17 protein-coding genes are annotated in these 26,736 nt (G+C 75.8%); all 17 read right to left on the bottom strand.

Annotated features, from left to right (window positions below):
* Nucleotides 1–15: 15 nt before the first annotated feature.
* The 17 genes from ACN267_RS09645 to ACN267_RS09565 are packed head-to-tail and all read right to left on the bottom strand — an operon-like array spanning nt 16 to nt 26,731.
* A complete protein-coding gene (locus tag ACN267_RS09645) occupies nt 16–3,447 on the bottom strand; it encodes a DUF6519 domain-containing protein (RefSeq protein ID WP_281897846.1) in 3,432 nt (1,143 codons plus the stop codon).
* Nucleotides 3,444–5,567 carry a hypothetical protein gene (locus ACN267_RS09640; RefSeq protein ID WP_421488469.1) on the bottom strand — a complete coding sequence of 708 codons (2,124 nt, stop codon included), beginning with the start codon at nt 5,565–5,567 and terminating at the stop codon, nt 3,444–3,446. The genes ACN267_RS09645 and ACN267_RS09640 overlap by 4 nt, the downstream gene beginning before the upstream one ends.
* On the bottom strand, nt 5,564–8,020 hold the full coding sequence (locus ACN267_RS09635) for a putative baseplate assembly protein (protein WP_421488468.1): 2,457 nt from the start codon (nt 8,018–8,020) through the stop codon (nt 5,564–5,566). Before ACN267_RS09635 ends, ACN267_RS09640 begins: the two co-directional genes overlap by 4 nt.
* Nucleotides 8,017–10,395: a baseplate J/gp47 family protein gene (locus tag ACN267_RS09630; RefSeq protein WP_421488467.1), complete on the bottom strand. Its 2,379-nt coding sequence runs from the start codon at nt 10,393–10,395 to the stop codon at nt 8,017–8,019. Before ACN267_RS09630 ends, ACN267_RS09635 begins: the two co-directional genes overlap by 4 nt.
* Nucleotides 10,392–10,754, bottom strand: a complete 363-nt coding sequence (locus ACN267_RS09625) for a GPW/gp25 family protein (protein WP_204960057.1) — start codon at nt 10,752–10,754, stop codon at nt 10,392–10,394. The genes ACN267_RS09630 and ACN267_RS09625 overlap by 4 nt, the downstream gene beginning before the upstream one ends.
* Nucleotides 10,751–11,095, bottom strand: coding sequence for a hypothetical protein (locus ACN267_RS09620; RefSeq protein WP_204960055.1), 345 nt, complete (start codon nt 11,093–11,095; stop codon nt 10,751–10,753). Before ACN267_RS09620 ends, ACN267_RS09625 begins: the two co-directional genes overlap by 4 nt.
* Nucleotides 11,095–11,601, bottom strand: coding sequence for a phage baseplate assembly protein V (locus ACN267_RS09615; protein ID WP_204960053.1), 507 nt, complete (start codon nt 11,599–11,601; stop codon nt 11,095–11,097). Before ACN267_RS09615 ends, ACN267_RS09620 begins: the two co-directional genes overlap by 1 nt.
* A complete protein-coding gene (locus ACN267_RS09610; protein ID WP_204960051.1) occupies nt 11,598–12,749 on the bottom strand; it encodes a hypothetical protein in 1,152 nt (383 codons plus the stop codon). Before ACN267_RS09610 ends, ACN267_RS09615 begins: the two co-directional genes overlap by 4 nt.
* Nucleotides 12,742–13,161 (bottom strand): hypothetical protein, encoded by a 420-nt coding sequence (locus ACN267_RS09605; RefSeq protein ID WP_204960049.1) that lies wholly within the window; start codon nt 13,159–13,161, stop codon nt 12,742–12,744. The genes ACN267_RS09610 and ACN267_RS09605 overlap by 8 nt, the downstream gene beginning before the upstream one ends.
* Nucleotides 13,158–13,802 (bottom strand): hypothetical protein, encoded by a 645-nt coding sequence (locus ACN267_RS09600; protein ID WP_204960047.1) that lies wholly within the window; start codon nt 13,800–13,802, stop codon nt 13,158–13,160. The genes ACN267_RS09605 and ACN267_RS09600 overlap by 4 nt, the downstream gene beginning before the upstream one ends.
* Nucleotides 13,799–21,322, bottom strand: coding sequence for an eCIS core domain-containing protein (locus ACN267_RS09595; RefSeq protein ID WP_421488466.1), 7,524 nt, complete (start codon nt 21,320–21,322; stop codon nt 13,799–13,801). The genes ACN267_RS09600 and ACN267_RS09595 overlap by 4 nt, the downstream gene beginning before the upstream one ends.
* The gene (locus tag ACN267_RS09590) at nt 21,319–21,561 is read right to left on the bottom strand and encodes a hypothetical protein (RefSeq protein ID WP_204960043.1); all 243 of its coding nucleotides are present in this window, start codon (nt 21,559–21,561) and stop codon (nt 21,319–21,321) included. The genes ACN267_RS09595 and ACN267_RS09590 overlap by 4 nt, the downstream gene beginning before the upstream one ends.
* Nucleotides 21,558–23,402 (bottom strand): ATP-binding protein, encoded by a 1,845-nt coding sequence (locus tag ACN267_RS09585; protein WP_421488465.1) that lies wholly within the window; start codon nt 23,400–23,402, stop codon nt 21,558–21,560. Before ACN267_RS09585 ends, ACN267_RS09590 begins: the two co-directional genes overlap by 4 nt.
* Nucleotides 23,402–24,688, bottom strand: coding sequence for a DUF4255 domain-containing protein (locus ACN267_RS09580; protein WP_421488464.1), 1,287 nt, complete (start codon nt 24,686–24,688; stop codon nt 23,402–23,404). The genes ACN267_RS09585 and ACN267_RS09580 overlap by 1 nt, the downstream gene beginning before the upstream one ends.
* Entirely contained in the window at nt 24,685–25,506 is an 822-nt protein-coding gene (locus tag ACN267_RS09575) for a hypothetical protein (RefSeq protein WP_421488463.1), read from the bottom strand. Before ACN267_RS09575 ends, ACN267_RS09580 begins: the two co-directional genes overlap by 4 nt.
* Entirely contained in the window at nt 25,503–26,216 is a 714-nt protein-coding gene (locus ACN267_RS09570; protein ID WP_421488462.1) for a hypothetical protein, read from the bottom strand. Before ACN267_RS09570 ends, ACN267_RS09575 begins: the two co-directional genes overlap by 4 nt.
* Nucleotides 26,213–26,731 carry a phage tail protein gene (locus tag ACN267_RS09565; RefSeq protein ID WP_204960032.1) on the bottom strand — a complete coding sequence of 173 codons (519 nt, stop codon included), beginning with the start codon at nt 26,729–26,731 and terminating at the stop codon, nt 26,213–26,215. Before ACN267_RS09565 ends, ACN267_RS09570 begins: the two co-directional genes overlap by 4 nt.
* Nucleotides 26,732–26,736 lie beyond the last annotated feature (5 nt).

Below are 26,736 nucleotides of genomic sequence, written 5' to 3'. Positions count from 1 at the left end.
TCGCCCTCGCGACACTCAACTGACGTTGCCGGTGCTGCGCGCACCCCCGCCCACCTGGATGGAGCCGTTGAGCGAGACGTTGTCGGTGACCGACCACAGCCGCTTCGCCGGCGCGCCCGACCAGGACGGGTTGCACAGGATCGCCGGCTCGCAGTTCTGCACCAGGTTGTCGCGGATCGCCATGATCGGGCCGCCGGCGGCGAAGGCCCAGATGCCGACGCCCGTTCCGGCGGCCACCGAGATCCGGTTGTCCGAGACGAACACGTTGCGGACACTGCCGATCTTGATGCCCCGGATCGTGCCCGCGTTGCGCCACCACGCCTTGTAGAGGTGGATGTCGTTGCCGGTGACCCGGATGGTGCGGGCCTGGATCGGCGGTCCCTTGTGGTAGGACACACCGATGTGCACGCCCTCGGCGATCTGGTCGATGCGGCAGTCGGAGACCTCGACGTCACCGACGACCGTGCCACCGCCGATCACCACCGCGCAGGCCCCCACCGACACCTCCGCCGCAGCGGTCAGCTCCTGCCGGTAGCCGCCGGCGTACCTCTCGCCGAAGGCCGGCTCCAGCAGGATCCGGTCGGCGACGCTGCGCAGGTGCCGGGCCGCCGCCGACGGGGTCTGCACCGGACGCGACGGGGGCGACGCCGCCACCGCCGCCTCCCAGGCGCCCTGGCTCAACGCCGAGTCGAACCGCAGACTCGCCCCCGGCACGGGCAACGCCACCTCGCGGCGGTCCCGGGCGATCCCGTCGGCCTCCCGCACGTCGATGCCCTCACCGACCAGGTAGTCCCGCAGCGTCTTGCGGCCCTCGTCGGTGTCGAAGATCCGCCCGGCGTTCTGCCCGAGCCGCCCCTTGAGCGAGGTGAGCTGCCGCCGGTACGAGGGCAGCTGGGCCGGATCCTCGGTGGCCACGTCCGCCAGCCGCAGCACGTACGCCCCGGCGCCCTGCGCGGTACGCAGCTCCTCCTCGGTCGGTGGGCGCAGCGTGGACAGGGTCCTCCACTCGCTCAGCGGGACCATCGAGTTCATCCGCACGCCCCACCGGCCGACCCGCAACGCCGTGTTCCACTCGCCCGTCTCCAGCCGGTCGTCCCGGTCCAGGGCGAGCCGCCCCACCAGCTGGGTGGCGAGCTGACCCCGGAACTTCTCGTCCTTCACCAGCTCGGCCAGGGTCAGCGAGGCCGGCCGGGGCGGGCAGGAGAACCGGCACCGGGTGACCACGGCGTGGTCCGGGTTCACCAGCAGCACCCCCTGCTGGCCGTGACCGACGAGGAAGTCCGAGTCGAGCACCCGGACCTTCCCCGGCGCGGTGCCCTGGTCGTTGCGGACGGTCAGGCAGGTGCTCCGCGGCGACGCGCCGGCCACCCCGGTGAGCTGGCACTGGTCGATCGTCACGTCGGCGCAGTTGATCGCCGAGACCGGCCCGAGCCGCCCCGGCACGTCGGCCGGGCCGGGGGTCTCCACCGCCAGCTGGGCCACCGACACGGTGCCGCAGTTGACGAACATCAGTGCGTACTCCTGCCCCTGCACCCGGATCCGGCTCGCCGGCCCGCTGCCCAGCACCCGGATGTTGGCCCGGCCGGTGAAGGTGACCGGCACGGTGCTGGTGTAGAGGCCGGGGGCGAAGCAGATCAGCACGTCCCCCGGGGGCAGCGTGCTGAGCGCCTGCACCCAGTCGATGCCGGGTCGGATGGTGATCGTCGCCCAGCCACCGGTGGCGGACGCGGCGAGCTGGTTGATGGCGGCCTGCACGGTGGTCGCCCCGGCCAGCGACGGCCGCCCGGTCGGGTCGTACGACACCCGGTCGGCACGCGACAGCGCGCCGGTGAACGTCACCGGCAGGTGGGCCGGCTGCCCCGCCTCGTCCAGGAGCTGGGCGGTGACCTCCTGGGTGGCGGCGGCGGAGTCGAGCTGCCAGGCGCACCGGGCCCGCCCGTCGGCACCGGTCTCCACGGTGACGGTGGCGGCGGTGACCGCCCCGGCGGTGAGCCGGCCCGCCCCGCCGGTGACGGTGAACCGGACCCGCGCCTTGGCGACCGGCTGGCCGCCGATGGCCACCCCGGCCACCAGGTCGTGCCCCAGCGGCACCAGGGTCGCCGGGCTGCCCGGCACCGGCACCGCCTCCTGGCCGTCCCCGCCGAGCAGGCTCAGGGTGGCCTGCCCGGTCAGTGGGGCGAACACCGGCCGGCAGTCGCGCAGCACGCTCCACTGGCTGCCGTCCCAGCTCACGATGCCGATCCGGCCGTGCGACCGGCGCGGCCCGTGCGGGGTCTGCGCGACGGGCGTGGTGCCGACCCGGGGCCACTGCACGTCGTGCACCGCCGAGCGGGCCGGGAACGACCACCAGTCGCCGGTGCGGAAGCTGCCCGCCGCCGAGAACCGGATCCTGATGCCGAGTTCCAGGTCCAGTTCGCCACCGCCGGCCGGCACGGTGCCCCGGCCGTCCCAGCGGCGCACCCGGGGACGGGACGGGAAGTCGGCCCGGTCGAGGCTGCCGGTGGCGGTGCCCGGCCGGATCACGATCCGGTCCCCCTCCACCCGGTCGACCTGCACCAGCGTGCCCGGCAGGGCGTTCTGCTCCCGGCCGTCGTCGGTCAGCTCCACCCAGGAGCCGTTGGTGAAGCCGGCGCTGCCGTCGCGGCCGGGGACCTTCACGGTCAGCACGTCGACGTCGATGCTCTCCCACGTCGCCACGGTGGCGGCGTTGTCCCGCGACCAGACGTAACCGGCCGTGCCGGGCGTCCCGCCGGTGAGGATCTCCACCCGGTAGAACTGGTTGTCCAACCCGGTGTACGGCGAGCCGGTCGGGATCACGCAGTCACCGCCGGAGCTGCCCGTCGGATCGGCGCGGACCGCGAGGGTGCCGGTCGAGGCGGCGGTCAGCTCCGCCCAACCGGGCGGGGTGTCCGCGCACCCGACCGGGGTGTTCGGCGGCCCGGCCTGCAACAGCCGCACCTGCCACACGGTCCGCAGCCGGGTGGTGGTGTCCGGCCCACCGAGGGCCACCTCCCGCAGCGCCGGGTCCTCGATCGCCGTCACGTGCTGCGACCACACCTGGAGCCACGCCGCGTACACCCCCGGCGGCACCGGGGCGCCGGCGGCCAGCCAGGTGCCGTCGGTCTTACGGACGAACGGCCCGGCCGCCGGCAGGTCCGGCTGGGCGGACACGGAGACCGCTGTGTCGTTCTCGCAGAGCACCCCGTCGAGGTAGTAGCGGCCGGCCGACAGCGTCAGGTCGGCCCCGCCGGTCAATCCGAACGCCCCGCCGACCAGCGGCGCGCCGGCCGCGCCGACCACGTCGGTCAGCGCGGTGGCCCGCAGGTGCGCCTGGATGTCCTGCTGTTCGTTCCAGTCCGCGTCCAGGTCGACCCGGCCCTGCTGCTTGCGGACGCTCGTCGCGTGCCGCCGCCGGTCGAACGTGACGCGGCTGATGTCGCCCTTCATGGTGTGGTTCCTCCGGTCGGCAGGACGGGCAGGGCAGCGGCCACCCGCCCCAGCGGCAGGTACTCCGCCAGCGCGAGGGTGAGGTTGTGCAGACGGTGCGGGGTCAGGGCACGGCGGAACGCCCCCAGCTCGGCCCCGGACTCCGTCCCGGTACGTAGCTCCGGCGCGGCGGTGGCGGCCAGCCGGCCGTAGGTGGCGTCGCCGTAGCGGGTGCTCGCCCACGCCGGACCGACCCGGGTGGCCACGTCCGGGTCGTCGGGGCGGGCCTGCTGGGCGAGATCCGGCTGGCAGCGGTAACGGCGCGGGGTGACCGACCCGGGCCGCAGGTAACTGAACCGGACGTACCCCTGCTGCCGGCGGGCCACCGTCACCGGCTGGTCGAACAGGCAGTCGGTGGCGGTCAGCACCCGCGCCGTGGTGGCACCCAGCACCGTCACCCCGGTCAGCTCCGCCGCCGCGTCCCCGGCGGCGATCGTGCCGTGCACCAGCGAGTCGGTCACGGTCAGCGGCCCGTCGGTGGTGGTCAGCGCCCCGGTCACGCAACGGTGCACCACCACCCGGGTCCGGTCGTTGCCGGCGGTGACGCCGAGCCCGGTCGCCGCCGGCCCGAGGGTGCAGTGCCGCAGCTCGACCAGACCCAGGCCCGGTCCGCCGTCATCGGGCGCGGTGACGGTCACCGCCCCGGCGACCAGCAGCCCGTCGACGACCAGCTCACCCGGGCGGTCCCCGACGCCGACGCCGGTGACCGCGACCCCGCCGAGCAGGCAGGGCCGCACCCCGACCGGGTCGAGGTCGGTCTGCCGGCGGGGCCGGTCCGGCGGCCGGGGCCACTGTGCGGCCAGCACGCTCAACCGGCTGCCCTGCCCCACCCGCACCGACAGGTTCTCCCGGTAACGGTGGCTGTCCAGCACCACGATCCGGCCGGTGCCGCCCGGATGCGCGGCCTGGAAGTCGTGCCAGGCGGTCACCGCCTCACCCAGCGAGGCGACCACCTCCCCGGCGCGCGGCGGCTCGGTCACGCTCACCGCGAGCTGCCAGTCCACCGGCCCGTCCGCCGACCCCAGGTCACCCCGGCGCGGGTACGGGCCGGCGCCGACGTCGGCGCTGAACGCGTACCACCAGGAGACCGCGAGGCGGTGCACCGGGCGGCCGGCGGCGACGGTGATCCGGCCGCGCACCGGGTCGACCCGCACCACGCTGCCGGTCGGCAGCTCCCAGCCGGCCAGGTCGCAGATGCGCAGCAGGTCCAGCGGCACCGGGCGCAGCTCGTCGGCCGGGGTGGGCTGGATCCACACCACGAACGACGGGTCGTCGTCGCGGAACCAGCGCCGCTGCTCCGCCGACGGCGGGCTGTCCGAGGCCAACGCCGCCAACTCGTCGCGTAGCGGCCGGCGACGCAGCGGACCGGGCACGTTCGCCTCGTCGGCCCGGTGGTCGATGTCCGGCTCGGTCACCGTCGGCCCGGTCAACTGCCGGCCCACCCCCACCGGGTCGATCCACCACCTGCCGTCCGCCGGCGTCACCACAGGCGCGGCCGTCGCCCGGTCCAGCCGGTACGACGGCAACGGCCACACGTACAGGCCGATGTGGCCGATGTTGGGGCGGCCGGTACCGGTGTCCATCGCCCGCACGTCCACCGTCCGGCAGACCGTCTCGAACGGACCGCCGACCAGCTCCAACGGCGCGGCGGCCCGGATCGACGCGGTGGCCGGCGCGGCGCGGACGTGGTTGACGTGCTGGGTGGCGACCAACCGTTCGAAGAACTCGACGACGGCGGCGCTCCAACCGGTGTTGGCCCGGGTCAGCTCCTCCAGGGCGGCGGCGGTGCCCTTGCGCCGGCGGAACCGGATCGTGTCGGCGACCCGGGCCCGGTCGGACAGTCCGCCGCCGTCGGCCAGCGGATGCAACCGACCCGCCCCCACCAGCTCGCCGAGATAGGGCACCACCCACTCGGCGCAGGTCTCCACGAACCAGTCGTCGGTGAGCTGGTCGATGTCGGTGTCCAGCACGGCGGCCTGGTCGGCCAGCACCTCCACCAGGGCGCGCAGCATCCCGCCGGCCGCCTCGTCCCGGCTGCGCAGGGCGGCCGGCAGCAGGTCCCAGATCTCCTCGACCCTCACGATGCCTCCAGCAGGGTGACGTCACCGGCGTCCACGGTGAGCAGATCGGCGGGCAGCAGCACGTCACCGACCCGACGGGCCGGTGCTGCGGTGATCACGTCGAGCCGGGCCGGCGACTGCCCGGCGTCGTACAGCAGCTCCAGCACCACCGCCGCGACGCCCGGCACCCGGTGCAGCAGCGCCTGCACCTCGCTTGCGCGCACCGGCTGGGCGTAGTCGCGGGCGTCGAAGCTCAACCCGGCGACCAGCGCCGCGCGGGCGGCTGCCGAGACCGCCGCGAACCGGTACCCGGGGGTCAGCAGCAGCCGCGCGGTCACCGCCACCCGGCGGCGGTGGTGACCGAGGATGCGCACCGGCACCGTCGCCTGGCGGGCGGCGTCCAACGCCCGCAGCAGGTCGGCGCGGACCGGCGCGTCCGGCGGGATCTCCGCCCCGTCCGGGCCGGCGACGGTGAGCAGGACGAGCTGCCGGGCGTCGTCCCAGACCAGGTCGGCGCGGGCCTTGCCGATCCCGGCGAACGCGCGGGCGAAGTCGGCGTGGTCGTCCAGCGAGACGACCCGGCCCAGGGTGCGGACCGCCAGCGGCGCGTTACGGCGGGCCCGGTCCACCCCCTCCGGGTCGTCGGCCCCGGCGGCCGGCACCGGGTTGCCCACCTCCATCAGACCCAGCGGCCGCGACAGCGGGATCGTCAACCGGCCCGGCGCGAGGTCGGCCGACCGCCCGATGCCGCTGCGGTAGGTGGCCACCACGTTGTCCCGTCCGGTCGGCAGCCGGGCCCCGGTCAGGCCGTCGCCGAAGGTGACCGTGACGACGCCGTCGTCGGCCCGGCGCACGGTGTAGACCCGGGCGGCGGGGGCCTGCCCGAGCAGGACCGGCACCTCCTGCCAGCGCACCCCGTCCACCCAGACCGCGAGGGTGGTGCGGGAACCGCTGGCGGTCGCGGCCGGCACGTGGGTCAGCGGCGCGTGCCGCAGGGTGAACCGGGGGAACGCCTGCCGCGCGTCGCCGCTGCCCAGCACCTCGGCCCGGCTCTCGCCGTGGGTCGCCGGTGTCACGTTGCCCAGCACCCGGACACTGTCGCGCCGGTAACGCCGGGTCACGTTCGCGGTGAGGTCCACGGTGGTCGCGTCCCGCACCCGCAGCACCGTCACCACCTCGCCGACCGGCCCGCCGTCCGGTTCGACGCCGGTGAGCACCAGCGGCCGGCCCGGCTGCAGTCCGGGCATCGGCCGGGCCAGCTCCAGGGTCGCGGTCGCGGCCAGCGGGGCGGTCAGCGGCGGGGCAGCCGTCGGGAGCAGCCGGCTGCCGCCGAGCACGGTGGTGGTCCGCCGGGAGAAGGTGTTCGAGTCGCCGCCGACCACGGTGACGCGGGTGGTGCGGGCGGCGATGCCGAAGTCGGCGACCGGCGACTCCGTCACCGCGTCGACCCGACGCACCTGCGGCACCCCGGCGGTCTCCAGCACCAGCCACGACCCGGCCACGACCGACGGGTATGACTGGTCCAGGTGCAGCGTCCGCTCGTCCTTGCCCAGCGCGGCGTCCACCCAGGTGTCCTTGCGGGTGGCGTACGCGCCCGGCAGCACCTGGTTGGTGCCCGGGTTCAGCTCGCCGACCCGCAACGCCACCGGCAGCGCCGACCACGGCTGTGCCTGGTGGCCGAAGAGCGCCGCCCGCTGCGTCAGCAGGTGCACCTGGACCTCCCGTCCCGACTGGCGCAGTTCCGTGCCGAGCTGCTGGGCGGTCACCGCCGCGTCCAACCCGACCACCGTGTACGCCGGCACCACCGCGCCGCCGTCGGACGCGGCCACCACCGCCTGCAGCACCGCCGTGGTCGAGCGCACCCGGCGCACGTCGTACCAGTCGGGGCCGAGCACCAGCAGCGCTGTGCCCGGGGTGAGCACCGTGTCGACGCCGGCCAGGTGCAGGGTGTCGTCGCCGGGCCGGGGCGCGCGGGGCGCGGTGACCCGCAGGCCCACCGCGTTCAGCTCCGGACGGGCCAGCAGCGGGGCCACCGTCTCGAAGACCTGCGGCAGCTCGCCGGGGCCGGGCACGCTCTGCGCCTGGCTGCCCACCGGGATCGGCACCCCCTCCGGGGCGCCGGGGGTGGCGGTGACGGTGAACGACAGCCAGGTCGTCGCGGCCACCCCGGGGCGCAGTTCGTAGCCGATCGCGCGGGCCAGCATCAGCACCGAACCGCGTTCGGTCGCGGTGCCGAGGAAACCCTCGTTGGCGATCCGTTCCTGGTAGAAGGCGAGCACGTCCAGGGTGGTCGCCCAGGCGTGCAGCAGCGCCACCGCCGGGTCGTCGACCTCCCGGGTGGTCAGCCCGGCCAGCTCCGGCCGGCCGGAGAGCCGGTCGACCAGCTCGGCGGCGAAGTCCGCCTGCCGGCCCAGCCGGTAGCCGATGGCGGTCCGGCCGGGCGGATTGGGTTCCCGGCCCACTCGTGAGGTCACAGTCCACCCACCAGGTCGAGGTGCAGGATGCCGTGCTCCGGCACGCTGGGATCGTTGTCGAGGCGGATCACCTCGGTGTCGCCGGCCCGCAGCACCCGGGCGGCCAGTTCCCCGCCGGCCGCCACCCCCACCGGGTGCAGCTCGGTCACCCGCACGTCGGTGACCCCGGGGACACCGACCGCGGCGGCCAGCAGTTGGCTGACGTAGAGCGGGGTGCCGAAGCTGAACCGGTCGGGGTGGAAGAACCCGCGCGCCCCACCCGAAAGGTCCCGGGCGGAGAAGAGGTCCAGCAGGGCCCGACGCACGTCCGAACGGAACGCGCCGCCGGTGACGCATACCCACAGCCGCAGCTCCACCGGCAGGTCCACCGGGTCGCGCAGTTGCAGGTCGTACCCGGCGACCCGGAACCGGTCGAGCCGCCCGGCCAGCCGACGGGCCAGCTCCGGCTCGTCGACCAGCCGCTGCCCGCCGGTCAGGTCGAGGGTGAGGAACACCGTCCACCACGAGCCGGTCCAGCGGACCCGGGCGGTGGCGTTGGCGACCTCGGGCAGCCGCCGCGCCGCCGCCACCCAGTCGTCGGTGGTCACCGCCCGCTCCTGGGTGGCGAAGGCGACCGGGGCGTGCTGCCGGGCGTGCTCGACGTCCTCCGGGTCGGTGCCACCGACGGCGGGCAGCGGGTTGGTCGCGGCGAGCAGCCCGACCCGGTCGGTGACCAGGGTGGTCAGCGCATCGTGGCCGAGGTTGCCGGCCGCCCCGCCGCCGCGCCACCAGGCGACCTGGAAGACCGTGCCGGCCGGTGGTCGCCGCCCCGACACGTCGTCGCCGAAGCGCAGGCTCACCCGGCCGTCGCGTTCGCGTTCCGGCACGAAACCCTGGTCGAAGCGGTCGGCGTTGAGCAGGTCCCGGCGGGGCCGCCAACTGCCCTCGGTGGTCTCCAACCGGATCAGCGGCACCGCGGCCCGCGGGTCCTGGTCGAGGGCCTGGCTGGCCGGGGTGTCGGTGGTGAACGGCACCGCCGCGGCGACCGGTTCGTCGGTCAACACCGGCCGCCACCGGTGCTCGGCGGCCGGCGGGAGCTGCCCGGACACCGCGCTGGCGTGCTGCACGGCCACCAGGTTGGCCCGGGCCACCGCACAGGTCACCAGGTGGTCGGTGCCCGCACCGGCGACGGAGGCGGTGACGGTCAGCGGGAAGGCCAGCCGGTCCGCGGCGCTCCACCCGACCTCCAGCACGGCCACCCCGGTCACCGGGTCGGTGGTGGGGTTCGCCGACACCAGCCGGACCACCTGCCGGTGGGTGGGGTCGGCGTCGACGCGCCGCCCGGTCAGCGGGGACCGCACCTCCTCCAGCAGCAGCAGGTCACCGGCGGCCAGGCCGGTCGCCGGCAGGTCGACCAGGGTGGCCCGGGTCGCCCCGGCGGGCAGGCCGCAGTCCCGGCCGCCCCACACGTACAGGGCGATCTCGTTGCGGGCGGCCCGGGGGACGAGCGGGGTCAACGTCTCGAAACCGGTCACGCCGTCGGCCGGCAACGCCGCCGCGTCGGCGGGGCGTACCGCCGGGGTGGCCCGGTCGGCGGCCAGCACCGGCGTCCCGGCGGGCAGGCCCCGGCTCTCCACGTCCGACCCGGCGGCCACCCGCACGCTGAGCCAGGCGCGGGCCGCGCAACCGTCGTGCACCGCGTAGTCCAGCAGCCGGGCGTGCCGGCGCACCGAGATCCGGCTGCGGGCGGTGCCCAGGTAGGCCTCGGTGCCGGCGGCGTCCTGCCGGTAGGACAGCCGGTCGGCCACGTGGGCCAGCGCCTCCACCACCGTGACCAGCGGGTCGGCCGGGTGCCGGTCGGTGCCGCCGGGCAGGGCGGCGAGCCGGTCGAGCATCAGCCGCCGGAAGCCGGCGTAGTCCTTGGCCAGGTAGTCCGCCGGTGCGGTGCTGGCCGGCGGTGGCGACGCCGGTGGGGCGGCCGGTGCCGGGTCCAGGTCGCTGGGGCAGTTGGCCTTGAACGAGAAACCCTGCGCCGACAGCACCGGGTCGAAGCCGGGCGGCACCCGGTCGTCCACCGCCGAACGCACCAACCGCAGGGTGTACGGGGAGAAGTCACCGGCCCGGTCCACCCGGACGGTCAGCTCCGCCCCGGCGGCGGCGACGCCGAGCACCCGTACGCCGGTGATCCGGACCCCGCCGTCGACCACCACGTTAGCCACGGCCAGCGGCGCGCCGGCGGGCACCCCGCCGGCCTGGCCGGGCAGCGGGTGCAGGAAACCGACGTGCAGCAGCCGCTGGTCGGCGGCGTCCACCTCGACCCAGTCGATGCCGTTGAACGCGCTGCCCGGCCGGGCCACCTCGGCCCGCCGTTCGTCGTCGTCACAGAGCACGCTCATCCCGCACCCCTCTCCACCGCCACCTGCGCCGGACGGCCGGTGGCGCGCAGCCGGTAGGCGACGTGCACCCGCACCGCCGCCTCGGCCAGGTCGACCCGGACGTCGTCCACCTCGATCAGTTCGCCGAGCCAGCGCTGCAACGCGCTGCGGGCCTGCAACTCGGCGGTGCCCACCACCGCGTCGTCGACCGGGGCGAACAGCAACTGGCCGAGGCCGGCGCCGAAGTCCGGCCGGTTGACCCGCTCCCCGGGCGCGGTGAACAGCACCGCCTCCACCAGGTCGGCGACGTGCCGTTCCGGGCCGGCCAGCCCGGAGCGGCCCCGGTTGTCGGGCCGCCACGGAAACGCCGGGTACGTCATGTCGCCACCGCCCGCACCTGGATGCCGGCCACCGTCGGTGGACCCTGCGGGATGCCCTCCGCGCTGACCCCGAGCCCGACGCTGGTGCCGAGCACCGGCGGCTGCCCGTTGACCAGCACCCGGGCCGCCGGGGTGGTCCACTGGAGCTGGACGCAGGGCTGCGGTTTGGTGCCCGCGCCCACCGGCACCTGGAAGGTGCACCCGGTGACCGGGTACGCGTCGGTGGCGGTGACCACCGGCAGGCCGCCGACCAGCACCCGCGCGTTGCCGGTCTGCGGGGTGACCGGGCCGGTGTGCGGGCAGGTCAGCACCGCCCCGACGTGCAGCAGCGGGCCGGGCATCAGGTCACCGTCAACGCGGTCTGGTTGATCGCCACGGTCGGGCCGACCAGGGTGACCGAGGCGCCCTTGCCGTTGGAGATGATGATCCCGGTGTCGTTGATCGAGATCATCGCCCCGGTCAGCGTCTTGAGCAGGATGCCACCGGTCGGGCCGGGGGCGTCGGAGATCATCAGGGTGGCCTGGCCGGGGGTCTGCAACACGATCGGTGGGGTGGGTGGCGGGGCCGACGACACCAGTGCCGGGATCTCCGCCTTGGAGCCGTACCAGCAGCCCGTCCAGATCGGATGGTCGGCGTCGCCCTGCTCGAACTCCACCCACACCCCGGTGCCCGGCAACGGCACGGCGAACATGCCCGCCTGGATGCCGGCCAGCGGGAAGCAGGGCATCGCCCAGCTCGACGGGGGCAGCGTGACGTCCGGGACGGTCACCTGGATGCGGCCCTGCTGCAACGGATCGAGGTGGTTGACCACCGTGCCGCGATACTTGCCGTAGTACCTCGTCGTCATGGCTGTGCCCTTCCGGAGATGGAGACCTGGGCGTTGCGGCCGAGGGTGAACCGCTGCTTGACCTCGCCCGCCTTGACCGTGGTGGTCACGCTGCGCACCACGTACTCACCGTCGTAGGCCCGGCCGGCGCCCCGGACCCCGACCAGCCGCCGGCAGCGCAGCAGCCGGCCGTACCGCAGCACGTCCAGCGAGCCGGACCCGGTGATCACGTTCGCCGACTGGGCGGCCCGGGCCAGGCCCCGGGCGAGGGTCTGCACGACGTCCATCCGGGCGGTGGCGTCGTCGGTGCCGTCGGGGTTGGACCGTCCGACGTTCATCCGCCGGTACGACAGCGGAATCGGGATCTTGCGGCCCAGCGGCGGGTTGAGCGGGCTGACGTCCGGCACCGGCAGCGGAATCGGCACCCGTACCTGCTCGGGGAACGCGGTGAGCAGGTAGACGGTCTTCTGCACCCCGTCGAAGGAGAAGGACAACGACTCCACGTTGGCACCCGCGTCGGCGTTGACCGTCAACGCCGGCTGCGGCTGACCGGCCCGCACCTCCGGCCCCCAGTACGCGGTGTTCATCCCCGGGGTCGGCCCCGGCTCCACGTAGAACGCGTAGCCCACCTCGTCGGCGAGCTGCGACACGTACGCGAAGGTGGTGCCGCGTACCGCCGGGATCCGCTGCACCGGGTTCGGCGCGAACACCAGCACGCTGGGCACCACCATCGGCACCACCCCGTACGCGGCGAACGGGGCGAGCAGGGTCAGCACCCGGGCCTCCGCCGGCATCGGCATCGGCAGGTCCGACAGGTCGATCAGGTCCATCATCTGGCTGACGTCCACCCCGGTGAGGGTGAGCGTCGACGCACCCGCGTCGTTGCTGCGGGCCACGTCGTGCCGGGTCACCACCCCGTCGGAGAGCACCTGCGGCCGCCCGTCGACGTGCAGCACCAGCAGCACCCGGGTCGGCGGGTCCAGGCTGCCGTCGGCGAGCATCCGCTCCACCAGCGACCCCCGGCCCAGCGCCAGGCGCAGCTGGAACCCCGAACGCTGCCCGGCGTTCTGGGTGACCTGCGCCTCCTGCACCGCCGCCACCAGTTCCATCGGGGCCGGCCGGAAGGTCAGCGGCCCGATCAGCACCTGCAACCGCACCCCGCTAGGCATCGAGGCTCCCCGGGAACCCCTCGGGCAGGGCCACCCGCACCACCTGGCCGGGGCGGATCAGCTCCGCCGGGTCGAACACCCCGTTGGCGTCGCAGAGCTGCCAGAAGGCGGTGGGGTCGCCGACCGTACGGGCGGCCAGCAGGTCGACCCGGTCGCCGTCGGCGACCGGTTCCCAGCCGGCGGTGGCGAGCCGCTCGGCGGGCGGCACGAACCGGCGACGCAGGTGCACGATCTCCTGCCCGGTCTCCTGATCGACGGTGACCGTGGTGCCCACGGCGGCGTAGCGGCTGTCCGGGGCCAGGGCTCCCGGCGTGGGCTGGCCGCCGGTGGCGCCGGTGGCGGCGAAGAGGGTCTGCGCGACCCGGCCCTGGGCGGCCACCAGGGCCGGATCGGTGTCGGCCGGGTCGCTCATGGCAGCCGGTCGATGCCGAGGTCGGCCAGCCGCCCGCCGCGCGCCCGGCCGGCGAGCTGTTCGAGCTGCTGGTGGGCGGCCATGGCCAGGCCACCGGCCCGGCCGTCGGTGCCCACGTCGTTGACGGTCAGCACCCGCAGACCCAGCCGGATCTTGGCGCGGATCGGGTTCAGCATCGGGTCGAACGCCTCCTCGGTGATGGTCAACTCGGTGATCCGTACCGGCCAGAGCCGGCGTCGTCCGAACGCCAGCAGCACCAGTGGCGCCGGGGGTGGCACCACCTCCAGGGTTCCGGCGGCCAGCAGCGCCGCCGCGTCCTGCACGGCGGCCAGGCTGGGGTAGGCCAGCGATTCCAGGGCGGCCAGCTGCGCGGTCAGCCCCAGCTCCGCCGTCTGCGGGTCGGTGAGCTGGTCGGCGGCGTCGAGGTCGGCCTCCAGGGTGAGCGTCTGCACCGGCGGGCCGGTGATCCGCAACGCCTCGCCCCGGGCCCCGCCCTCGGCCCCGGCGGTCTTGAGCTGGAAGCCGCGGGTCAACGCGTCCGGGTTGTACTGGAGGGTGATCACCCGGCGGCTGTGCCCGCTGTCCGGGTCGAGCACGACCAGACCGGCGCGCAGCAGACGGGGGCTGAGGGGACTGGTCACGGGGTGCCTCCAGAGGTGGGACGCCGCCAGCGGATCCGTTCCGCCACGGCCCGGGTGATCCGGCCCTGCATCAGCAGCGGGTCCAACCCGCTGAAGTCGACGGTGCAGTCGGTCAGCCCGGTGATCCGGATCTGCCCGGTGGACAGGCCGAGCCCGTCGAAGAGCAGGTTCACCCGGGCCACCGTGGCGCTCTGCAACGACACCGGGCGCAGCCGTCCCGGCCGGCCGCCACCACCGGCGGCCCGGCGTACCCCGCCGCCGACGGCGAGGTGCACCAGCGCGTCGGGGGCCAGCACGATCTCGTTGCCGCCGCCCAGCGGCAGGGTGATCTCCCGGGGATTGTTGACCGACAGGTCCACGTCGACGTTGCCGATCGCCAACATGCCGGGCGGGCCGGTCGACGGTTCGTCGCTCTGCACGTGGGCGACGGTGTGCAGCAGGTCGTCGCGGGAGGCGGCGGTCGGCCGCAGCAGCCGGTTGAGGCGTACCAGGTGCTCGGTGCGGGCCTGGCTGACCTCGCCGGTGTCGAGCTGCCACCGCAGCAGGTCGACGTCGCTGTCCGGCGGGGGAGCGCCCTCCGCCCCGAAGCTGGGCAGGTGCACCCGGTAGACCAGGTCGTCGCCCTCGACGATGAACCGGCCCGGGGTCCACCACGGCAGCGCGCCGGTGAGCCGGCGGTAGTCGACCGCGCCGTCGCGCAGGGTCAGCCGCACCTCCCAGCTCCGCTCACCCCACAGGAACCCGTCGTGGGTGACGTCGAAGTCGATGTGCCCGTTGAGGCTGTCCAGCACCTCGCCGATGCGGTAGGCGTCCAACACCCGGACCAGGGCGTCCCACTTCCCGGCCAGGGCGGCCCGGCGTTGCGCGCTGGTGGTCCGGGCCGGCGGCGGGGCCGGGATCGGGGATCCGCCGCCGAGCATGGTGGCGAGATCCAGCACGAACCGGGCGTTGCGGATGTCCAGTGACGGCAGTTCCCCTGACCCGCTGGTCAGGTCGTGGGTGAGGTCGCCGAGCAGCCCCTGCTCGACGAAGACGGACAACCCGAGCCCGCTGTCGGCGAAGCTCAGCCCGGTCACCTCACCACCGCGTACGGCGATCCGCTTGCCCGGGGCCGTCGTGCCGTCCGACCCGGCCGGGTCCTGCTCGTAGCCGATCGAGGTGAACCGCAGCCCGTACTCGGGGCGGCCGGTCGGTGCGCCGAGGAACAGCAGTTGCCGGCGCGGGTCGGCGGTGACCTGGGCGCTGATCGCGGTCAGCGTGGGCTGCGCCAGGGTGAGTCGAAGCCCGCCGTGGTCGAGGAAGTCGACGCTGAGCCCACCGGCGGTGAAGTCGGCCGTGCCGCCGGACAGGAACGTGCCGATGTCGAAGCCGACCCGGGCCGCCTCGATCGCCCCGATCCGCAGGCCGCCGAGGATCCGCATCCCCTCCGCCGTGCGGGTCGCCTCCACCAGGAAGCCGTCCTGCCCGGCCGCCGGCACCAGTCGCAGCTCCCCGAGCACCGCCTCGACGTCCGGGTTGAGCCGGATGGTGGTGCCGTCGTGCAGGTCGACCAGCAGCCCGCTGGCCCGGGTCTGCTGCACCACCAGCTCCCGCAGCAGCAACCGGCGGAACCGGCCGCCGGAGGTGCCCGCCGGCCACAGGTCGACCCGGGCCCGCGCGCTGATGCCGAGCAGGGTGATCGCCCCCGCGCCCGACGGGATGCGCAGGCCGAGCGCCGCACCCTGCCAGTTCAGCGCGTCCACCGAGATGGTGGCCAGGTTCAGCCCCGGCTGTCCGTCCGGGCCGATCTCGATGTGGTCCGGGCCGATGCTGACCACACCGGTGTCCAGCCCCTGGATGCTGACCTGCTGGTCGTGTTCGCCCGGCCGGGGACCGACGCCGAGCTGAGCCTCACCGCCCACCACCCGGGCCTGGATCCGGCCACCCCGGCCGAAGGCGAGGGTGAGCTGGGCGGCCCACAACGTGCCGTCGACGTGCAGCGCGGCGTCGATCCGGCCGGCGATCTCCACCCGGGTGGCCCCGGTGGTGAGCCGTCCGGCGGTCACCCCCGCCGCCGCCGACCAGCGCAGGCCGCGCAGGTCCACGTCGAGGATCTCCAGCGGCGGCCGGTCCGGCTCCCCGGCCGGGACCGGTTCGGGCCGGCCGAGGCCGACGTCGAGCACCCCGTCGCGGTAGCGCAGGTCCCGGCCGGTGATCCGGGCGATGTGCAGCCGTTCCAGGTGTAGCGCGGCGGTGGCCGGGACGACCCGACCGGCGGCGTCGCGCTGCTCCGGTGTGCTGTCCCAGCGACCGCTGGCGGTCAACCCGTCCAGCACGGTCGGCCCCCGGGAGACGATCCGCCCGTCGCCGGCCCGCCAGTCGATCGCGCCCAGCTCGATGCGGGCCGGGCCGACGTCCTCGAAGCGCAGCCCACCGGCCCGTTCGGTGACCAGCCGGCCACCCAGCCCGGCCCGGCGTACGGTGACCGCGCCGTCCGGGGTCCGCAGGGTGGTGTCGGTGAGGGTCAGCCCGTCGAGCTGGATGCGCTGGCTGTCGATGGGGTCGCTGACGATCCGGCCGGCCACCGGGTCGACCTGATGCGGGCCGGCCCGGACCAGGTCCACGGTGACCGACGCGGCGTTCGAGGCGGTCGGCCGGCCGTCCACGGTGCCGGTGATCGTGGTCGGGCCGCCCTGCACCGCGCGGGACACCACGGCGAACCGCAGCCGGTCGAGCTGCCCGACGGTCAACCGCCCGGTGTAGGTCAGCTCCTCGCCGGTGAGGTCCACGTCGAGATCGCGCAGCCGCACCCCGATCAGCGCGCCGGAGACCACCTCGACGCTCATCCCCGGTGCCGGGTCGGTGACGTCCATGCCGATCCGGTCGGCGTCGATCCGGTCGATGACCAGGTTGCGGACCAGCGCGCCACGGACCTGCCGGCCGGTGGCGGTCACGCCGGTGCGGACCTGGACGTCGAGGCTCATCCGGCCGATCCGGGTGCTGCCCCGGGCGTAGAGACTGCGACCGGGGGAGTTGAGCGCCAGCCCGGTCAGCTCGGTCTGCTCCACCACCAGGTCGGGCAGGCGCAGGTCGTCACCGACGGGCAGCACCCGGCCGTGGATCGCCTCGCCGGGGGAGCCGTCGGCGCGCACCGGTGCGGTGAAGGCGATCCGCCGGGCCTCGACGCCCGGCCCGGAGAACCCGGTCACCGCCAGCTCACCGACCCCGAAACGGACGGCGGTCCGGCCGATCGGCAACCCTGCGGCGGCGGCCGGGCCGGCCAGCTCAGCGGGGAGCGCACCGCCACCGACGGTGTCGAGGTCGGCACGCACCCGCAGCCGGGACGCCGCCAACCGTTCCACGGCGGTGGCTCCGGCGCGGACGTCGGTGGCGGTCAGCTCGGCCAACCGCAGCTCCACGCCGAGGGTGGCCGGGTCCAGGGTGACGTCGAGCCCGCCGACGGTCAGCCCGCCGACGGTGACGGCGAAGTACCGGCGGGCCCGTTCCCGTAGCAGTTGGAGTTCCTGCTCCTGGGCCCGGGTGCGGTGCCCCGGCAGGTAGCGGCCGGCCGGGTCGACCGGTTCGGCGGAAAGGGACTCCAGTTCCCGCAACCGGTCCAGGTCGGTCAGCCAACCGGTCAGCTCGGCCCGCCGCTGCGCCCAGCGCGGCTCGTCGGGTAGCGCGGCGAGCTGGGCGGCGACGTCGGCGCGGGTGGGCAGGTCCCCGGCGGTCAGCCGCAGCGCGGGGGCGCCGGCCGGTCCGGGCAGCAGGCGTACCCCGGTGAGGGTGGCCGACCCGGTGCTGCCCCGGGCCGTCGTCGCCGCGTCGGCCGGGACGCGGTCGCGGCGGAACCGGGTGATCAGCTCGTCGTCGGGCAGGTACTCCCCGGCGCGCGACGGCAGGGACGCCTCGGCGTGGATCGGGTCGATCTCCACCCCGGCGGCCTCGACCCGGCCGGTCAGCCCGGTGACCCGGATGCCGCCGACGTCGATCGACCCGCCGACGGTCTGGCGGAGCTGGTCGGACAGTTCGACCAGCCGGCGACGTTCGGCCTCGGACAGCGACTCGGCGTGCCAGCGGTGCCGGGCCTCCAACCGGTGCAGTTCCCGCTCGGCCGGCTCCAGCGTGGTGAGCTGGCTGTCGACCGCGCGCAGCCGCTCGTCCAGCGCGGCGCGTGTCGTGCCGGTGGCCGTGTCGCGGCGCAGCCGCAGCGACTCCCGCTCGGCGCGCAGCCGGGCCGGCAGGCTGGTGGCCACCCCGATCAGGGTGCGGCCCACCTCGATCCGGCCGACCTGTTGCAGGCCGGCGAAGGAGAGCCCCTCGGCGGTGGCGCTGGAGAAGCTGACCCGCAGCGAGTGCATCATCTCCACCGCGTCGGTGACCCGTTCGCCGACCGTCCGCGGTGGCCGGAACACCCCGTCGGTGAGCAGCCCGATCGTCGCGTTGGCCAGCGGGGTGAAGATCTCCCCGGCGGTCAGCGAGGTGAACTGCTGGGCCAGGAACGGCGCCCCCGCCGTGTACGGGGCCAGCAGCGCGTCGCTGATCTTGGACAGGAACGGCAGTCCACCGTAGAACGAGATGACGTTGTGCAGCAGGTGGATCAGTGGATCGATGACCGGGATGCCGACCCAGCCGTGCCGGCCCGGTTCGGTCACGTTCTCCTGCCCGGTCGCCCCGGACCGGAAGGCCAGCGTGGACAGCCCGAAGCGGGTCAGGCCGAGCAGCCCGCCGGGCAGGCCGTCGCTGGCGTACACCACGTCGGAGACGCTCAGCGCGCCCATCCCGGCCTGCGCGCCGACCGGCCGCTCGTAGCCCCGGTCGGAGAACGAGGCGACGATGTCCAGGTCGGTCAGGGTGATCCGGCCGGTGCGCAGCGAACTGCCGGTGAAGGTGCGGTTCACCCCGTCGAGCTCCAGCCGGGGCAGCCGGACCCGCAGCACCCCCTGCCGGGCGTCCACCGACAGCGACAGCCGGTTGGCGCGTTCCCGGTCGGTGTCGCGCAGCCGGGCGCCGCCCAGGTCGCCGCTGATCCACTGGGCGTCGTGCAGGTCGAACTCGTCGACGGTGACCTCGTCGGTGAACAGGCTCAACCCGGTGCGACTGAGGAACAGCAGCTTCAGCCCCACCGCGACCAGCCGGGCCAGGTCACCCACCACCGTCGGCAGCCCGTCGGTGCGCAACGACTCCGGCTCGAACGTGGGCCGCCGGGTGGCGTGGTAGAGCCGCAGCTCCGCCACCAGCGTCGCCAGGTCGGGCAGCAGGTCCGCGCGCAGCTCCCGGGAACGCAGGAACACCCAGCGCCGGTCGTCCAACGCGTACGCCTGGATGATCAGCGACCGCAGCTCGGTGACCCGCCCGGCCCGCCAGAGCCGGTCGTCGCGCAGCCGGTCCCGCAACTGGTCGCGGGCCTCGACCCGGCGGGGACCGGAGATCGCGGTGGTGGCGAGGGAGGCCCGCATCTGCGGGGTCATCCCGGACTGCATCCGGGCCCACCGGTCCGGGTCGTCGGCGGCCAGCCGGGCCTGGTCGGCCACCGGCAGGCTGCGCACCAGCTGGAACGCCAGCCACGCCTCCCGGGGGTTCACCGCCCAGTCGGTCAGCCCGATCGCGAGCAGGCCGCGGGCCTGCCGCTCCAGGTGCGCCGGGTCGCGCAGGGCGAGCAGGTCGAGCAGCTCGGCCCGCCACATCTCGTGGGTCAGGTACGCGTCCGGCAGCGCGGCGAGGATGCGATCCAGGTCCCGCAGCGCGTCCAACCGGTGCACGGCGGTCCGCAGCGCCTCCCGCCCCCGGGCATCCGGGCCGGCGGTCGCGCCGGTCGGCCGGTCGTAGCCGATCAGCCGGCGGACCAGCTCGACGGCGTTCACCCCGTCCAGGCCGCCCTGCACGGTCCGGTGGATGTCGGCGACGAGCCGGTCGGCGTCGACCTGCCCGGCGCTGCGCCGCCGCCGATCCAGCGGCTCGGCGAGGGTGCCCACGCCGGTGTAGCTGCCGCCGAGCACGTCGGCGGCGGGGATGTTCTCCTCCAACCGGTCGAACCAGCTGCCCTGGTCCAGCCGCCGCCACCGGTCCTGGGCTGCCAGCGGCAGGCTACGCAGCAGCAGGTACGCGAAGCGGGCCTCGTGGTCGCGGATCGCCCAGTCGAACAGCCCGTACGACAGCAGGCCCTCCACCCGGGCCAGGTTGCGGTGCTCGGCGCGGGCGGCGAGGACGACCAGCAGCCGCGGGCCGAGCGGCGCGTCGACCCGCTTCTCCTCCCACGGCAGGTGGTCGAGCAGCGTGTCGAGGTGGCCGCCGTCGTCGAGCTGGCGGACCGCGTACCGCAGCCTCGGCCCCGGCTCGGGCGGCCCGGCGGCGGCCGGCGCGGCGGTGGCCGGGGTGCCGGCGGTGGGTGCGGCGGGAGCCAGGTCGGCGAGCTGACGCAGCGCCTCGTCGGCCCGGCGGTCGTCGATCGACAGTTGCACCCGACGCAGCCGGGCGGCCAGGTCGGTGTCCCGGTCGAGCCGTTCGTCGTCGGCCGACGCCCCGCCCAGCACGGTGATCTGCTCGCGCAGGGCGTCGGCGTCGCCGCCCGTCGGGGGCCGCTCGGCCAGCAACGCCCGGAAGTGCGCCTTGCGGTCACCGCCCAGCAGTTCCCGCAGCACGCTGGTCCGCAGGGCCCGCAGCACGGTCAGGGCGGTGCGCCGCTGCACCGGGTCGAGCCCGTCGGTGCTCAACCCGTGCACGTTGTCGGCTTCCAGCACCCGCAGCAGGTAGGGGGTCTGCCCACCGAGGGCGGCCAGCGCGGCCCGGGGGTAGGCGCGGTGGTGGTCGTCGTCGAGGTTGCCGGCCAGGTCGGTGCGCCGGGGCGCGGGCAGGCTGTGCACCAGGCTGCGGGCGACCACGAACGGCAGGGTGTCCAGGATCCGCAGGCAGCCCCGCACGTCGTCGCCGGAGACCCAGAGGCCGTCGAGCAGGTCGACCATGCGGGCCCGTTCCGCCAGGTACCGGCGCTCCACCAGCGCGCCCAGCTCCGCCTCCAACGGGCCGGTCCCGGCCTCGTCGGCCGGCGCCCGGTCGGGGGCCGGCGGGCTGGCCGGGCGCGGCGGGGTGGCCACGGCACCGGTGTCGGCGGCGACCGCGCCGGCCGGCAGCCACGCCACCGGCCGCCACAGGGCCCGCCCGGCCGCCGCGGCGTCGGCCAGCGCCCGCGCCTCGCCCTCCGGGTCGGCGACCCGCCGCCCCGGGTCCGCCGTCGTGCCGCCCGCCTGCGCCAGGTGCCCCAACTCGTGTACGAGCAGGGCCCGCCCGGCGGCCCGGGACGGGTCGAAACCCGGGGCCAGGTGCACCGTGCCGTCGGCGAGCAGCCCCCGCGCGCCGTGGTTGGCGGCCCGCCGACCGTCCCCGCCGAGACGCACCCGCACCGCGTCGGGGCGCAGCCCCAGCGCCGGGGCGTACCTGTCGACCAGGTCCCGGGTCAGCGTGGCGAGGGCGTCGTCGGGTGCCGCCACGGGTTCCGTCGCCGGCAGCGGGGCCCGCTGCTCGGCCGGGCCGGGGGCGGTCACCGCCGCCACCCGGGCAGGCGCAACCGGACCCAGATCGCCTCGGCCAGTGCGGTCGGCAGGTCGGCGGTGGCCGGCACCTCGGTCACCGGGGCCACGGTCGACGGCAGTCCCCGCTCGGCCAGCAGCCGGGTCAGCCGGGCACCCACCTCGGCCGCCAGGGTGGCGTCGACCGGCGCGTCGACGCCGGTGACGACCAGCCGGCGGATGTCGACCTCGATGGTCGTGACGTCGGGGTTCACGACCACAGTCCCGGGTCGGCCGGCCGGTCGTGCTTGGCGTACTCGGCGGCGACCGCGTCGAGCACGTGCCGCATCCCGACCGGGACGCCCTGCCCGGCGGCGACCAGCGCGGCACGCAGCGCGACGGTGTGGATGTCCCCGCCGGTGAGGTCCAGCTCGGCCAGCCGGGGCAGGTCCAGGTCGGCGGTGGCCGCGCCGGGCGGGAAGGCCCGCCGCCACAGCCCGGCCCGTTCGGCGGGACCGGGATGCCCGAACGGCACCACCACCCGCAGCCGACGCAGGAACGCCGGGTCGATGGCGGTGCGCATGTTCGTGGTCAGCACCGCCACGCCCCGGTACCGCTCCATCCGTTGCAGCAGGTACGACACCTCGATGTTGGCGTACCGGTCGTGGCTGTCGCGGACCTCGGAACGGCGGCCGAACAGGGCGTCGGCCTCGTCGAACAGCAGCACGGCGCCACCCCGTTCGGCGGCGTCGAAGATCCGCCGCAGCTGCTTCTCGGTCTCCCCGATCCATTTGCTCACCACGGTCGCCAGGTCGACCCGTTGCAGGTCCAGGCCGAGCACCCCGGCCACCACCTCGGCGGCGAGGGTCTTGCCGGTGCCGCTGGGCCCGGCGAACAACGCGGCCACCCCGAGGCCCCGACCGGTCCGGCCGGCGAAACCCTGCTCGACCAGGAGCGCCCGGCCGGCCGCGGCGGCGGTCAACTGACGCAACTGGGCCAGGGCCGGGGCGGGCAGCACCAGGTCGTCCCAGCCGGCCCGCACGTCGATCCGCTCGGCCAACCCGTCCAGGTCGCGGCGGACCCGCTCGCGGACCAGGCCCCGGGCCCGGGTCACCGGGTCGCCGTCCGGCCCGGCGGCGGGGCGGGCGGAGCCGATGATCTCCCGGTGCCCCAGGTCGAACTCGCGGGCCAGGCCGGCGGCGGCCGACGCGGCCCGACCCGGCAGCAGTTCCCCCCACAGCGCCCGCTGTTCGGCCCGGGTCGGCCGGTCCACCGTCGGCCCGGGGGTCACCCCGTCGAGGGCGACGGGGCGGGGCACGCTGACCACCACGTCACCGATGAGCCGGGCCAGCAGGTGCTCCACGGTGGCCAGGGCCTCCGGCGGCTCGTCGCCGGTCAGTTCGACGACCAGCACCGGGTCGCCGAGCACCACCTCCCGGTTCCACAGCCGGGCGAAGGCGTCCCGGTCGGGCACCGCGCGGGGCAGGTCGGCGGCGGCCACCAGGTGCCCGGTCCGGCCCACCGTCGCGCAGGCCGCCGCCAGCACGTCGATCCGGTCGGCGGGGTCGGGACCGCACACCCGCAGCGGGTGTCGGCCTGCCTGCCAGGTGGCGCAGAGCTGCCGTACGGCCCGACGGCGGCTGGCCGGCAGGGTGGCCGGCGGTACGGGCAGCGCCACCAGGTAGGGCCGGAGCCGTTCGTCGAGCCGGCCGACGCCGTGCAGCTCGTGCAGGACCCGCTCGTCGACCCGCAGCGGGGCGTGCGGCAACGGACCGTCACCGGGCTCCACCAGCCGGGCCGCGCGTAACGGCCGGTCGGCGGCGAGGGCGTCCCAGTGCCCGCCGGGCAGGGCGTCGAAGCACCAGGCGAACGTCGGTGGCCGGTCCAGCAGACCCAACTCACCGGCGACCGTGGCGACCAGCATGTCGCGTTCGAAGCCGGTCAGCCCGAACCCGGTGCCGATCCGGTCCAGCGGGGAGCCGCCGGTCGGGGCTTCGGCCGCCGGTTTCCCCGTGAGCAGCAGACGGATCCGGTCCAGTTCGGCGACGAGTCCGTCGTCGCCCGCGTCCACCGGGGGCGGGGCGGGCCAGCGGGCGGCCGGGCGCGGGGCGGGCATCACAGCACCACGGCGGGGCCGTCGTACCGGCCGGTCGGGTCGGCGTGCAGCGGGCTGTCCACCCCGTCGACCCGCAACCGGGCCAGGTAGCTGCCGGTGGGCACGTCGCGGAAGGTGAAACCGATCCGCCCGGTGCGCTGCCCACCGGGCGGCACCCCGTTGTCGGCGGGCGCGGCGAGCATGGCGCCACCCACCCCGGTCAGCCCGAGGGTGACCTGCTGGCCGGCCTCGACCTCGGGGACGACGTCGACGGTGATCGTGCCGGTGCGCAACAGCACCCCGTCGACCGTGCGGCTGGACTCGACGACCACGTCGGCGGGGGCGACGGTGATCGTCGGCCGGTAGGTGACCGGCACCGCGTCGGAGCTGACCGCCGGCCGGGGCGTGGGCGGGTCGCCCAGCGCGACCGCATGGGTGACGACCAGGCCCCGGATACCGGCTGCGACAGGCCTGTCGAACGCGGTCAGCGGCAGCCGCAGCTCGCCCGCCGTGACGGTGGCGGGGCTGGCCGAGGCCGTCCCGATCCGCACCCGCACGTCCGGCCCGGCCAGGTGGCGGCCGGTCACCACCAGGGTCGCGCCGGCCGTGACCGGCGTGCCGGTCGGCCCGTCGGCGCGGACCTGGTCGACCTCGGGACCGTCGACGTCGACGGTGCCGGCGGTGACCGTACGGACCGGCAGCGGCTCCCGCGCGCCGCGCAGCGGGTCGATCAGCACCACCGACACGTCGAAGAAGACGCTGCTGCGGTACGGCGCGCTGAACGCCGACCAGAGCCGGAAGCTCTCCTCACCGCCGGGACTGTTGGTGACGCTCACCCGCAGGAGTTCGACCTGCTCGGCGAGGCGGGAGTCGGCCACCGGGGCGGGCAGCGTCGGGTCCGGCGGGTCGGGGGCGAGCGACCGGCGGATCGCCGCCCGGGTCAGCACCGGCGTCTCGTGCAGCATCGCCAGCAGATGACCGAGCAGGATCTCCCCGGTCAGTGGGTCGTGACCGTAGACGCTGGCCACGTAGTGCAGGTCGACACCGAGCGGCGGCGCGGCGACGTCGTCCCCGCCGGCGCTGCGCGGCGGCGGCCCCAGGTTGGCCCAGGCGGGGTTGCGGGTCACCCGGCTCAGGAACAGGTTGACCTGGTTGCCCTCCTGGTTGCCGACGGTCACCCGGTCGGGTGGGCCGGCGGAGACGGACACCCCGCCGACCGCCGACGACGCGCCGGTGGCCCGCAGGTACGCCATCACCTGCCCGCGCAGCACGGCGGTGACGGCGGCGAGGGCGTACCCGGTGCTCATCGCGTCGCCCTCGATCCGCGCAGGTACGCCTCAAGTTCCGGTGCCGGACCCGGGGCGACGGCGGGTGCCGGGGAGGTCGTCGGGGCGGCGACCGCCGGGGGCGTCGCCGGCTGCCGCTGCGGGGTGAGGCGTACCTCGATCCGACCGATGTGCACGTGCACGGCGACCGGTTCCGGTGTCCGTGCCTCGGCCCGGCTGGCCGGCGCACGGTAGGTCGGCGTGACGGCCGCGGCGGTGGGTGCCATCCGGACGGCGGCCGGTGGTGCGGTGGCGGCCGGGGCCGGCGGGGCGGATGCCGGTGCGCCGGGCCGGGCCGCCGGCCGGTGCGGGTCGTCCCGGCGGTGGTGCGGCGGCGCGGCCGGCCCGGTCGGGGCGACAGGAGGCCGGGACGGCGCGTGCGGGGCGGCCGTCGTGGGCGCGGGTCCGGCCGCCCGGGTCGTCACGGGCGGGTCCGGTACGGCCGCCGGCCGGGCCGACGCCGCAGCGCGGGCAGCGGGCGGGGGCAGCGGCCGGGCCGGGCCGGGGGCCGGTGCCCCCGCCTGCGGTGCGGTCGGCGTCGCCACCGGGATGACAGGCGTCACCGGGGCGGCGGGCGGGGTGACCGACGACGCCCCGGGCGACGGCGGTGACGGCGGCGGCGTCGGCGTGCCGGTCGGTCGGGCCGGCGGCGGGGTGGCCGGCCAGCGCTCCTGCTCCTGCTCGGTCAGGAAGCCGTCAGCTGCCGGCTCCTGCGGCTCGAACCGGCTGAGGGGGCGGGGACGCAGCCGGGGCGCGGTCCCGACGGCCAGGGCGGCCAGCGCGGCCAGGTAGCCGCTCACGGCACCCGCTCCAGGTACGCCGCCCGCCGGTGCGGACCCAGCGCCAGCACCTCCGCCTCGGACCAGCCATACGCGCGGGCCAGCCGGTGCACCTCGTCGAGCAGCCGGCGGACCCGGACGTCGGCGGCGTGCCACGCCCACGCCGGCACGTCCAACAGCGCCTCGGTGCCGCCGCCGCAGCCCGGACAGGTCAGGGTGACCGCGACGACGCCGAGCGGGTCGCGTTCGGCCATCGCGGCGGACACCGCCGGCAGCGCGGCGGACGGGTCGGCCAGCGGCGGGTCGGCGTCGAGCAGGCAGGCGTCGAGCAGCCACCGTTCAGCCGCCGCCGCGTCACCTGACCGCGCCGCCCCGGCCAGGTCGGCGGTGGTGGGCAGCCGCAGGGTGAGCAGGTGCCCCCGCCACCGCAGGGTGAACGGGCCGGCGCTCCGGTCGGCCGGCGGTGGTGCGGCGGCCAGCAGGTCGGCGACGGTGAGGGTCACCTCCAGCCGTTGCGGGCAGGTCGGGCAGTCCACGGTGGTCGCCACCCGGCCGCCGGTCCAGCCACCGGCCGTGGCCAGCAGCAGCGCCGTCACCTCGCCCACCGGCAGCCGGTCGGCGTCGGGCCGGCCGAGCAGCAGCAACCCGCGGCGCGGCGCGGGCTGGCCGAGCGCGTCGTCCCAGGCGTGGACCAGCGCCACCTCGGTCGACGGCGGGCCCCCGGCGGTCACGACCCGAGCCGGGGTTCGGCCGGTTCGGCGACCGCCTCGTCGCGTTCCCAGCCCTCGTTCTCCAGCTTGATGTGCTCGATCGCCACCGCGTTGGCGTTGGCGTCCAGCTCCGGCAGCGCCTGGTACTCCGACACCCAGCAGCGGAACAGCCGGTACGACTGGGCGACCTGGCCGGCCTCGTTGAGCAGTTCGATGGTGATGTCCCGGCGAAAGTCGGCCAGGGACACCTCCGCGCCGGCCCCGGCGTGCAGCGCCCAGATCCGGCCCGCCCACTGGGCGAACTCGGCGTCGTGGGTCAGCCCCCGTTCCAGGGTGACCGCCTCGAACTCGGTGCGACCCGGCGACTTGTGGCTGGTCGACGCGTTGCCGCCGTCGCGGTGCTTGACCACCTCGGTGGTCCGCTTCAACGCGCTGACCTTGCTCACCCCGGCCACGTAGCGGCCGTCCCACTTCACCCGGAACTTGAAGTTCTTGTACGGGTCGAAGCGCGTCGGGTTGACCGCGAACTGCACCATGACTC

It is taken from the genome of Micromonospora sp. WMMD734 (assembly GCF_049178975.1).
Lineage (GTDB): Bacteria > Actinomycetota > Actinomycetes > Mycobacteriales > Micromonosporaceae > Micromonospora > Micromonospora wenchangensis.
Note: the sequence above shows the minus strand (reverse complement) of the source record. Positions and strands in the feature narration are given on the sequence as shown.